This is a genomic window from Niallia sp. Sow4_A1 (genome assembly GCF_052116745.1).
In the GTDB taxonomy this organism is placed as follows: domain Bacteria; phylum Bacillota; class Bacilli; order Bacillales; family Cytobacillaceae; genus Niallia; species Niallia hominis.
In genome coordinates this window covers 17,401-28,448 of record NZ_JBQKKM010000056.1, presented here as the reverse complement: position 1 = coordinate 28,448, position 11,048 = coordinate 17,401, and the positions used below count along the sequence as shown (strand labels likewise).

Genomic DNA, 11,048 nt, shown 5'->3' with positions numbered 1-11,048 from the left:
GAATGAGGTGTTTTTTCATTTTATTAAACACTGTCAAGCAACATATTTAATAGACCATAGACGCAATACAACTAACGATTTGCACTTATTTTTTTGGTGCGAAAGTTGAGTAATAATTCAATTGGAATATGTTTTGGAATGACGTTGGCTGGAACTTCCCCGTTCATATCTAAATAATAATGATGAATAGGCTTAAGGGTGCTATCATCTAGTTCATAAACCAAGGGAATGCTTGTTGGGATGTTCAAAGAGGCGATGCCATCTGATGAAACATTGTCTAAATACTGAATAATAGCCCGAATAGTATTGCCATGTGCAGCGATGATAACTTTTTTGTTTCTCTTTAACATTGAGGCGATTTCTTGATCCCAATAGGTTAAAACTCGTTTTTCCGTATCGGCAAGATTTTCTGTTAACGGAAATTCTCCTTCTTTTAGCTGCCCATAGCGAGGATCATTGATTGTGTATCGAGGATCTTCTTTACTGAGAGCAGGTGGCCGAACATCCATGGACCTTCTCCACTGCTGCACTTGCTCTTCCCCAAATTTCTCCGCTGTCTCTGCTTTATTAAGCCCTTGTAAAGCGCCATAATGGCGTTCATTTAACTTCCATGTTTTATGGACGGGAATCCACATACTGTCCATTTCATCAAGGATAATCCAGAGGGTGCGGATAGCCCTTTTTAAATAGGAAGTAAAGGCAGTATCAAAGTAAAAGCCATTCCTTTTTAAAATCATCCCCGCTTCTCTTGCTTCTGTTAATCCCGTTTCAGATAGCTCGACATCAGTCCAGCCGGTAAAACGGTTTTCTACATTCCAAACACTTTCCCCGTGGCGAATCAAAACTAATTTTGGCATCACATTTATCTCCTTTTCATCTTTTTCGCTTCCTTTATTTTTTTCCTATTTTTGAATAAATAATCTTTTGAACTTTTTCATTGAATAAATCAAATGGGTGTATTTTTATTTTTGGTTGAAATAGATGTAATTCTAATGATATGTTGAAAATACAAATTGCATAAACATTATTAGCAAGGAAAACAAATAAAATGGTTGGTTTTACCAATGGAGAAGGATAGGGCATTATTATTAGGTTTGAAAAAGATTCTAGAGGGAATGATACGTACCTTGGTATGAACTATGAAAGTGCTGCGAGCTCTGTAAGCATAATCTAAACAGCTTTTAGTAGATGAGCAGAACACCACTTTTTTATTTTTATCCGACTAAAAAAAATCAGGTCGTTTAGGTCATTTTTTGTTGGAGTCGTTTCATGCGTCTTTTTGGTGTCAGAAGAGAAAGTATTTTTATGTGGAGTTTAAACTATACGACAAAGGAGGAAATGAAATAAGAGAAATAGAATCATAAGTGGAAGGAAAATTAACGAATCCTTCCTTTATAAGAATAACCTTATAAATAGAGTAAATACTAGTAAGTAGTGTATGATTAGTGCAAGTATACGTAGGAGGTATGTTATGAGTGTAGCATCGGAAAAAATAACGAAGTATGGTGGCTTTCAATTACATACAGTAAAGACAGAAAAATTTAAAACAAACAATATTGTGGTGAAATGGCGAACCCCCATAACAAAAGAAAATGTAACACACCGGGCACTTCTTCCATATGTGATGCAAAATAGTACCGAGAAATATCCCACAACAGCAAAGCTTCGTTCCTATATAGAAGAGTTATATGGAGCGACCTTTTTTATCGATCTTGCTAAAAAAGGCGAATATCACATTGTTTCGTTTTCATTAGAAATTGTGAATGAAAAATTTTTATCAGATCCGACTCCTTTATTAAAAAAAGGATTGGAATTTTTAGCGGAGGTTATTTTTCATCCGAATGTCACAGACAATGGTTTTGATCAAAATGTTATAGAAAATGAGAAGCGTGCTTTAAAGCAAAGAATTCAATCAATCTATGATGATAAAATGCGTTATTCCAATCAACGTGTGATTGATGTAATGTGTGAAAACGAACCGTATGCACAAAGCGTATATGGAGAAAAAGAAGAGGTGGATAGCATTACACCACAATCCCTTTATTCCTATTATCAAAAGGCACTCGCAGAGGATCAAATAGATTTGTATATGGTGGGGGATCTAAATGAAGAAGAGGTTGCTTCCTATATCGAAGAGTTATTTCCGTTTAAGGAAAGAACCGCAAAGTCCATTGACCGCAGAACCCCTCATGAAACAAGAGAAGTGAAGGAGGTACGCGAGGTTCAGGATATTAAACAAGGGAAATTAAATATGGGATTCCGTACTCAGATTGTCTATGGGGACCCTGAATATTTTGCGCTGCAAGTACTAAATGGCATATATGGAGGCTTCTCACATTCAAAATTGTTTATTAATGTCAGAGAAAAAGAAAGCCTCGCTTATTATGCAGCAAGTCGTCTCGAAAGCCATAAAGGTCTATTGCTAGTTATGTCAGGAATTGATAATCAAAACTACGAGAAAGCAGTGAAAATTATTAAAGAACAATTGGATCTCATGAAAAAAGGAGAGTTTTCTGATCAGGAAATCATGCAGACAAAAGCAGTGATTCATAATCAAATGCTGGAAACATTAGATACCTCCCGTGGGATGATTGAGTTGTTCTATCACAATAGTGTAAGTGACAAATATATCGAAATGGGCGAATGGCTGCAGCAGATGAGTAAAGTTTCTAAAGAAGAAATTATCGAAGCTGCCAAGAAAATCGAATTGGATACTGTTTATTTCTTAACCGGATCGGAGGGGAATGCATAATGGAAAAAATAGAATTTGCTCAATTGCAAGAAGAGTTATATTATGAAAAATTAGCGAATGGTCTAAAAGTGTATATTTTACCGAAAAAGGGCTTTAATAAAACATTTTGTACATTTACAACAAACTATGGTTCGGTAGATAATACTTTTGTTCCCCTTGATGGTTCTGATTTCACACAAGTCCCTGATGGAATTGCTCATTTCTTAGAGCATAAGCTTTTTGAAAAAGAAGATGGAGATGTTTTTCAAGATTTCAGCAAGCAGGGAGCAAGTGCGAATGCATTTACTTCTTTTACAAGAACGGCCTATTTATTCTCAAGCACATCCAATGTTGCCAATAATTTAGAAACATTGATAAACTTTGTGCAAGAGCCTTATTTTACGGAAAAAACAGTGGAAAAGGAAAAAGGAATAATCGGTCAGGAAATAACCATGTATGATGATAATCCAGATTGGCGCCTATATTTTGGTTTAATTGAAAATATGTATGTCAATCATCCAGTGAAAATTGATATTGCCGGAACAATTGAATCGATTTCTCATATTACAAAAGACATGCTTTATGAGTGCTACCATACATTCTATCACCCAAGCAATATGTTGCTTTTCATTGTGGGGCCAGTTGATCCAGAAGAATATATGACGCAAATAAAAGAAAATCAAGGGAAAAAAGAATATACGAATCATAGCGAAATCCAACGTAAATTTGAAGAAGAACCGAAGCATGTAAATAAGGAAAAACAAGTATTAAAAATGAACGTTCATACATCTAAATGTCTTGTTGGAATTAAAGGGATTGACGTGGAGCAGTCAGGTAAAGAAATGATGAAACAAGAGTGGAGCATCAATTTATTACTTGATTTCCTATTCAGCGAAAGCTCAGAGAACTATCAAAATCTTTTCCAAGAAGGTTTAATTGATGATACTTTCTCCTATGATTATACACAGGAACATGGCTTTGGATTTGCGATGATTGGTGGAGATACAAGTGATCCTGATCGTTTAGAGGCTGCAATCAAAGAAATCCTTATGAAGGCGAAAACAGGTGATTTTACAAGCGAGACATTAGAAAGAACAAAGAAAAAGAAAATTGGTTCATTCTTGCGTGCGATTAATTCACCAGAATATATTGCGAACCAATTTACACGCTATGCATTTAATGAGATGAATTTATTTGATGTAGTGCCTACTGTGGAGGAAATCACAGTAGAAGATATTAAAAACGCGGCGACTAAATTATTGGAGGAAGACAGAATCACGACATGCCAAGTAGTGCCGAAATAATGGGAATGCAGACACAAAGGATGGCTTGCTTTGTGTCTGTTGCTGTTTAGATAAATAAGGGTGTATATGGAGTGAAAAAAAGGAATGGGGCAATGGATTTTAGTTACGGGCGCATCTGGTGGAATAGGACAAGCAATAGCGAAACAGTTGGCTGAAGAAGGGTATTCCCTTTATTTACATTTTCATCAAAATCAACCTGCAATGGATAAGTTACTTGCAGCGTTATCAGGATATGGGGGAGAATATGTTCCCATTCGAGCAGATTTAAAACAACCAGACGCTTATAAGAAAATGGTCGGAAATATTTTTACAATCGATGGCATTGTTCATGCTAGCGGCATTAGTACATATGGGTTATTTACAGATTTACAGGATAAAGAAATGATGGATTTATGGAGTGTCCACGTTCAATCGATGATGTGTATAACAAGAGAGCTATTACCAAAAATGCTTTCAAAGCAAAGTGGAAATATTATCGTAATAACAAGTATATGGGGGCAGGTAGGGGCTGCGATGGAAGTGGCTTATTCCGCTGTAAAAGGAGCACAAATAAGCTTTGTGAAGGCGTTAAGCAAGGAGCTTGCCTACAATGGTATTCGGGTAAATGCAGTTGCGCCTGGCGCCATTGAAACAAATATGCTTCAGTCATTTTCGCCAGAGGAAATGCAAATAATCGAAGAAGAAATCCCAATGGGAAGAGTAGGAAGGCCGAAAGAGGTGGCAGAATGCATATCATTCTTATTATCAGAGAAATCCTCCTATATGACAGGACAAGTTCTTTCCCTAAATGGAGGATGGCATATGTAATACTTTTTCCAATTGCTTTTCATGCATATTATTTCAGGAACTATCCAAAATAATGATGTAATGCACACTTAAGCAATGAAAGGAGTATTTCATATGTCTATCTTAGAAAATTGGGATCAATGGAAAGACTTTTTAGCAGATCGTCTTCATCATGCTGAAAACGAGGGAATGAACCAAGCGGTAATAGGAGATCTTGCTTTTCAAATAGGAGATTACCTATCCAATCAAGTTCAACCCAAAAACGAACAAGAAAAAATTCTATCTGATCTATGGTCAGTTGCAGATGAACAAGAACAACATGCAATCGCTAATATGATGGTAAAACTAGTTCATAATAACGGAACAAAATAATTAGGTGATAAAGAAGCTCGATGAATAGAGGAATATTTATCGAGCTTTTTCTGTTGGGGATAGGAGGTGGATGGTGTTTGTTGAATTAGTGACCGTCTCTGAGCCCGAGAGAAAGAAAAGTAGGGAGAAAGGTAACAGAGAGAGCGTCTCTAAGCCTGAAAGCAAGAAAAAGTAGCACACAAGTTAACAGAGCAATCCAGTCTAAACCACCAGTAAAAATACAGCCATTCCCCAAAGCAAAAGCACCTATAAAGAGCAACCATCATCACAACCGTGCAAGAAGAAAGTATCCCCACTAAACCTCAAATAAAGCACCATTTTTCTAGAAAACAGCTTTTCTGCAAAAAGTCTATCTTTTTTTCTATTTTTATCCCTTTTTTCTTGATTATTTATACTATTCCTATATGATAGAAATTAAAAGACTAGAAATTTTCACTTGATATTTGTAGGAGGATTTTTTTGGAACAGAAGGAATGGTATTTAGAATACGAAATTCAAAAAAACCGACCTGGTCTATTAGGGGATATCTCCTCTTTACTAGGGATGCTTTCTATCAATATTATTACGATTAATGGGGTAGACGATGGACGTCGCGGCTTATTAATGTTAGCGAAAAATAAAGAACAAATAAAAAGGTTAGAATCTATTCTCTATACTATGGACACAATAAAAGTAATCAAGCTTAGAGAACCTTCTTTAAGAGATAAACTTGCGGTGAGACATGGTCGGTATATTCAAAGAGATGCGGATGATAAAAAGACATTTCGATTTGTTCGCTATGAGCTTGGATTGTTAGTAGATTTTATGGCTGAATTATTTAAAACAGAAGGTCATAAACTAATCGGCATTAGAGGAATGCCACGTGTAGGCAAAACCGAATCTATTGTTGCGGCCAGTGTTTGTGCAAATAAAAGATGGCTTTTAGTAAGCTCCACCTTGTTAAAGCAGACAATCCGCCATTCCTTAATGCAAGGAGAATATAATGAAAACAATTTATTTATCATTGATGGAATTGTATCTTCTAAGCAAATCAATGAGCGACATTGGGCCGTAATTCGAGAAGTGATGCGCCTGCCCTGTATCAAAGTGGTAGAACATCCTGATGCCTTTGTACATAATACAGAATACACTTTAGACGATTTTGATTATATTATTGAACTAAGACATGAGCAGGGTGAGGAGATTCTTTATGACGTTCATAAAAAGAATGCTCTTGCCATAGAAAGTGGATTCGAGGGTTTTGATTTTTAGTAAGTTGGAAGGTGTTATCTTGAGTGAATTAGGAAATCGATTAAAGGAAGCTAGAGAAGCAAAAGGACTAACATTAGAGCAATTACAGGAGATTACAAAAATCCAAGTTCGTTATTTAGTTGGCATTGAAGAAGGTAATTATAGTATGATGCCAGGTAAATTTTATACACGGGCATTTATCAAACAATACGCTGAAGCGGTCGATTTGGTGCCAGAAGAATTATTTGAAGAATATAAAGAGGAAGTACCGACAACGGCAAATGATGAGTTACCGCAAAATTTATCGAGAGTGAACTCAAGGAGATCGTTAGACGGAGCGAGTTCCAAGGTACTTGATATCCTGCCAACTATACTTATAGCTATATTGGTTTTAGCTGTCGCCTTTTTGTTCTGGTATTTTGTGTATGCAAAAGATTCCGATCCAGAAAAACAGTCTAGTAATGATACGGAACAAAATTCTGTTTATATGAAATCAGATGCATTAAATGAAAAAGAACAAGAAAAAGCAACAGAAGAGAATGCAAATAAAGATGAAGAGAAAGTAGTAGAGGAAGAAGAGAAAAAGGTAGAAGAGGAAGAAAAACCAAAACAAGAGATTACTAAAAAAGAAACAGAGGGAAGAACAACTACTTATGAGGTAGAAAATGCGGAAAAGTTTGTTGTGAAGCTTGTTTCCACTGGAAAAGTTTGGGTCGATATCCAAAATGGGAAGAACTATTCGTTTTTCCAAGGTATTCTTGAAAAAGATGGATCTGATACCAAAGAAGTAGATCTATCAAAAGAGACTGAAGCTAATATCATTATCGGAAATAGTCAGGTAGATGTTTTTGTCAATGATGAGAAATTAGAGTTAGGTGATTCTTCCTCTAGACAAGATCTTGTCATTAAATACGTAAAAGAAGAATAGTCATCCATTCGATGACTATTTTTTCGCTATTCTAACGTATTTAGGTTATAATACTAATGGTTTTAATTTATTTTTATGGAAGTGGCGATGATCGTCATGGTAATGGAGGATGTAAGATGAATTTACCAAATAAGATTACGGTAGCAAGAATTTTATTAATCCCTGTCTTTCTAGTAATAATGCTAGTAGATTTTTCTTGGGGAGAGCTAACACTTTTAGGAGTTACCTTACCGATGACACATTTTATCGGTGCCTTGATTTTTATTATTGCATCCACAACGGATTGGATTGATGGACACTTTGCAAGAAAATATAATCTAGTAACTGACTTAGGGAAGTTCCTAGATCCTTTAGCAGATAAATTATTAGTTTCTTCTGCACTAATTGTTTTAGTAGGATTAGATATGGCGCCTGCGTGGATTACTATTGTTATCATCAGTAGAGAATTTGCGGTAACTGGCTTGCGATTAGTACTTGCTGGTGGCGGCGAAGTTGTCGCAGCAAATATGCTAGGAAAAATTAAAACATGGGCGCAAATTGTTGCGATATCAGCACTTTTACTACATAACATGATTTTCGAGCTTGTTTCACTGCCATTTGATATCCTTGCACTATGGGTTGCTTTGATTTTTACAATCTGGTCTGGCTGGGATTATTTTGCAAAAAACAAACAAGCTTTTGTTTCATCCAAATAAAATAGAGGAATAAAAATGAGGACATCGATTTTACAAGCGAATATTGCTTTATTAATGATGTCCTTTCTTTATGAGCGACAAAAAGGGGGAGCACAAGAGATGAATGCAGAAATTATCGCGGTTGGCTCAGAATTATTGCTTGGACAAATTGCCAATACAAATGCCCAATTTATTTCCAAGCATTTAGCCGACTTAGGAGTAAATGTTTATTATCATACCGTTGTGGGAGATAATGCTGCGCGTTTAAAGGAGGCGATTAAAATTGCAGAAAGTAGAGCGCAATTGCTTATTTTTTCAGGAGGACTTGGGCCGACAAAGGACGACTTGACAAAAGAAACGATTGCAAATCATCTAGGAAAAGAGCTAGTCTTTGATAAAGCTGCACTTCAATCAATTGAAGACTATTTTATAAAGACAAAACGGACAATGACCGAAAATAATAAAAAACAAGCGTTAGTTCTAGATGGATGTGAGGTTCTTCCAAATGACCATGGAATGGCTCCTGGTATGTTTCTGAAAAAAGACAATCATTTTTATATGCTATTACCTGGACCACCAAAAGAAATCCAGCCAATGTTTGTAAAATATGGATTTCCAGCGGTACAAGAGCAAATGACAAGTAAAGATGTCATCATTTCGCGTGTGCTTCGCTTTTTTTGTATTGGGGAGTCTTTATTAGAAACAAAAATTGAAGATTTAATTGATGCACAGACAAACCCGACGATTGCACCACTTGCAGGCGATGGGGAAGTGACATTGCGTATTACGTGTAAGCATGATTCAGTGGAAGAAGCAGATAAATTAATTGCAAAGACAGAAGAGGAAATATTCTCTCGAGTAGGCGAATTCTTCTATGGATATGATGACACAACGTTAATGAACGAACTCGCACACGTATTATTAAAGAAAAACTTGACTCTTGCTGCTGCAGAAAGCTTAACTGGTGGCTTATTTCAACAAGAGGTTACGAGCATTCCTGGTGCCGGAAACATTTTCCAAGGAGGAGTTGTCTGTTATACAAATGAGGTGAAGAATCAAATCCTTCATGTAAAAGAGGCAACCATACAAGAACATGGCGTTGTTAGTGAACAATGTGCAAAAGAGCTAGCGGAAAATGTTGCAAGCTTATTAAATGCTGATATTGGCATAAGCTTTACAGGTGTTGCTGGTCCAGATGAACTCGAGGGAAATCCAGTTGGTACCGTTTTTATCGGGATAGCCAAAAAAGGGGAGCCGACAAAAGTGGAAGCTCTAGTGCTAAGTGGTACTAGAGATGGTAACCGAATTAGAAGTGTAAAATATGGTCAATATTTTTTATTGAAAATGTTGCAGCAATAGACTAAATAGACGGAAGTAAGGGTTTCTTGCTTGCGTCTTACTAGAATAGTGCTTCTCCCACTAGAAATAAAAAAACGAATGAATGTTCGATTTTTTGCTGTACAAATGAAAAGAAAAAAGGTATATTAAGTATATAATCTTTTAAACAACGAATGAATCATGTTAGTTAGATTCATTTTTTATATAAGGAGGAGAACGTATTTGAGTGATCGTCAAGCTGCATTAGAAATGGCGTTAAAACAAATAGAGAAACAATTCGGTAAAGGTAGTATTATGAAGCTGGGAGAACAAGCTGATAGAGTCATTTCTACTAGTCCAAGTGGATCATTAGCTTTAGATGCAGCCCTAGGTGTTGGTGGATATCCAAGAGGTCGTATTGTTGAGATATATGGTCCTGAAAGTTCAGGTAAAACAACAGTAGCGCTACATGCTATTGCTGAGGTTCAGGCAAATGGCGGACAAGCAGCATTTATTGATGCAGAGCATGCATTAGATCCAGTATATGCACAAAAGCTTGGCGTTAATATCGATGAATTATTACTTTCTCAACCAGATACTGGGGAGCAAGCGCTAGAAATTGCAGAGGCTTTAGTTCGAAGTGGTGCAGTTGATATATTAGTAATTGACTCTGTAGCTGCACTTGTACCAAAAGCAGAGATTGAAGGAGAAATGGGAGATTCACATGTTGGACTTCAAGCACGCTTAATGTCACAAGCCCTTCGTAAATTATCTGGAGCAATTAATAAGTCAAAAACAATTGCTATTTTTATCAACCAAATTCGTGAAAAAGTCGGAGTTATGTTCGGAAACCCTGAAACAACTCCTGGCGGACGTGCTTTGAAATTCTATTCATCTGTTCGTCTAGAAGTTCGTCGTGCTGAAACGTTAAAACAAGGGACAGACATGGTAGGAAACAAAACAAAAATCAAAGTGGTTAAAAATAAAGTAGCACCACCTTTCAAAGTGGCAGAAGTAGATATCATGTATGGAGAAGGTATCTCTAAAGAAGGCGAGATTATTGATCTTGGATCAGATCTTGATATTGTTCAAAAGAGTGGCGCTTGGTATTCCTATAATGATGAAAGATTAGGACAAGGTCGTGAAAATGCAAAACAATTCTTGAAAGAAAACAAAGAAATGCGTCTAGAAATTCAAAAGAAAATACGTGATCATTACGGGCTAGATAAAGAAGTAACACTAAAACCTGAAAATGACGACCAAGAACAATTTGAATTAATCGATTAATTGTTTACCAAAAGATGGTATAGTGGCATATCCACTTTACCATCTTTTTTTGATTGATTATGAATAAAGTGACGATTAGACTAGCTAATAGAATCTATCGTTTATTCGATGATATTTTATTATAGTTTCAGGCTGCGGGCGATAGCAACAAACTTTACGAAAACAGCCTAATTTTAATGAGATTTCTAGAGAAAAACATACAGAATAAAAGACTCAATTAGGTTTAACAACCCTATTTTCTGACCATAATACGGATGATAGGTTAGAATATGATAATCTATTATGTTTAATAGGGAGAAATTTCATACATATATAGGAATAATAGAGCAATTGTTAGAGAAAAAGGCTAACAAGATAGCCAATGAGAAATAGGTTAATCCTACTAGTTCAAAGTCTTGACAATAAATTGGTACAACTAT

10 protein-coding genes are annotated in these 11,048 nt (G+C 36.1%); 9 read left to right on the top strand and 1 reads right to left on the bottom strand.

All coding sequences use genetic code 11. From position 1 onward, the window contains the following. Nucleotides 1–71: 71 nt before the first annotated feature. Entirely contained in the window at nucleotides 72–857 is a 786-nt protein-coding gene (gene gpmA / locus ACTQ5K_RS21960) for a 2,3-diphosphoglycerate-dependent phosphoglycerate mutase (RefSeq protein ID WP_441994291.1), read from the bottom strand. A gap of 614 nt (nucleotides 858–1,471) precedes the next feature. Between gpmA and yfmF the strand changes: the two genes are divergently transcribed. The 9 genes from yfmF (at nucleotide 1,472) to recA (ending at nucleotide 10,629) form a co-directional block, all read left to right on the top strand. Next, nucleotides 1,472–2,752 (top strand): EF-P 5-aminopentanol modification-associated protein YfmF, encoded by a 1,281-nt coding sequence (gene yfmF / locus ACTQ5K_RS21955; protein WP_441994289.1) that lies wholly within the window; start codon nucleotides 1,472–1,474, stop codon nucleotides 2,750–2,752. Beyond that, entirely contained in the window at nucleotides 2,752–4,035 is a 1,284-nt protein-coding gene (gene yfmH / locus ACTQ5K_RS21950; protein ID WP_441994288.1) for an EF-P 5-aminopentanol modification-associated protein YfmH, read from the top strand. Before yfmF ends, yfmH begins: the two co-directional genes overlap by 1 nt. Before the next feature lie 84 nt (nucleotides 4,036–4,119). Then, the gene (gene ymfI / locus ACTQ5K_RS21945) at nucleotides 4,120–4,842 is read left to right on the top strand and encodes an elongation factor P 5-aminopentanone reductase (RefSeq protein ID WP_031534603.1); all 723 of its coding nucleotides are present in this window, start codon (nucleotides 4,120–4,122) and stop codon (nucleotides 4,840–4,842) included. A gap of 93 nt (nucleotides 4,843–4,935) precedes the next feature. Continuing rightward, the gene (locus ACTQ5K_RS21940; RefSeq protein WP_031534605.1) at nucleotides 4,936–5,193 is read left to right on the top strand and encodes a DUF3243 domain-containing protein; all 258 of its coding nucleotides are present in this window, start codon (nucleotides 4,936–4,938) and stop codon (nucleotides 5,191–5,193) included. A gap of 459 nt (nucleotides 5,194–5,652) precedes the next feature. Next, entirely contained in the window at nucleotides 5,653–6,444 is a 792-nt protein-coding gene (locus ACTQ5K_RS21935) for a DUF3388 domain-containing protein (protein ID WP_441130815.1), read from the top strand. Nucleotides 6,445–6,463: 19 nt separating this feature from the next. Then, entirely contained in the window at nucleotides 6,464–7,351 is an 888-nt protein-coding gene (locus tag ACTQ5K_RS21930; RefSeq protein WP_031534607.1) for a helix-turn-helix domain-containing protein, read from the top strand. Nucleotides 7,352–7,467: 116 nt separating this feature from the next. After that, nucleotides 7,468–8,046, top strand: a complete 579-nt coding sequence (gene pgsA, locus ACTQ5K_RS21925) for a CDP-diacylglycerol--glycerol-3-phosphate 3-phosphatidyltransferase (RefSeq protein ID WP_441130813.1) — start codon at nucleotides 7,468–7,470, stop codon at nucleotides 8,044–8,046. A 99-nt stretch (nucleotides 8,047–8,145) separates the two neighbouring features. Next, nucleotides 8,146–9,384, top strand: coding sequence for a competence/damage-inducible protein A (locus ACTQ5K_RS21920; protein ID WP_441994292.1), 1,239 nt, complete (start codon nucleotides 8,146–8,148; stop codon nucleotides 9,382–9,384). Between the two features lie 201 nt (nucleotides 9,385–9,585). Further along, on the top strand, nucleotides 9,586–10,629 hold the full coding sequence (gene recA, locus ACTQ5K_RS21915) for a recombinase RecA (protein WP_031534612.1): 1,044 nt from the start codon (nucleotides 9,586–9,588) through the stop codon (nucleotides 10,627–10,629). The last annotated feature ends 419 nt before the right edge of the window (nucleotides 10,630–11,048 follow it).

What these genes read in the sequence shown, in the direction of transcription:
- gpmA (WP_441994291.1), bottom strand. Translation starts at nt 857, where the DNA reads ATGCCAAAATTAGTTTTGATTCGCCACGGGGAAAGTGTTTGGAATGTA.
- yfmF (WP_441994289.1), top strand. Translation starts at nt 1,472, where the DNA reads ATGAGTGTAGCATCGGAAAAAATAACGAAGTATGGTGGCTTTCAATTA.
- yfmH (WP_441994288.1), top strand. Translation starts at nt 2,752, where the DNA reads ATGGAAAAAATAGAATTTGCTCAATTGCAAGAAGAGTTATATTATGAA.
- ymfI (WP_031534603.1), top strand. Translation starts at nt 4,120, where the DNA reads ATGGGGCAATGGATTTTAGTTACGGGCGCATCTGGTGGAATAGGACAA.
- ACTQ5K_RS21940 (WP_031534605.1), top strand. Translation starts at nt 4,936, where the DNA reads ATGTCTATCTTAGAAAATTGGGATCAATGGAAAGACTTTTTAGCAGAT.
- pgsA (WP_441130813.1), top strand. Translation starts at nt 7,468, where the DNA reads ATGAATTTACCAAATAAGATTACGGTAGCAAGAATTTTATTAATCCCT.
- ACTQ5K_RS21920 (WP_441994292.1), top strand. Translation starts at nt 8,146, where the DNA reads ATGAATGCAGAAATTATCGCGGTTGGCTCAGAATTATTGCTTGGACAA.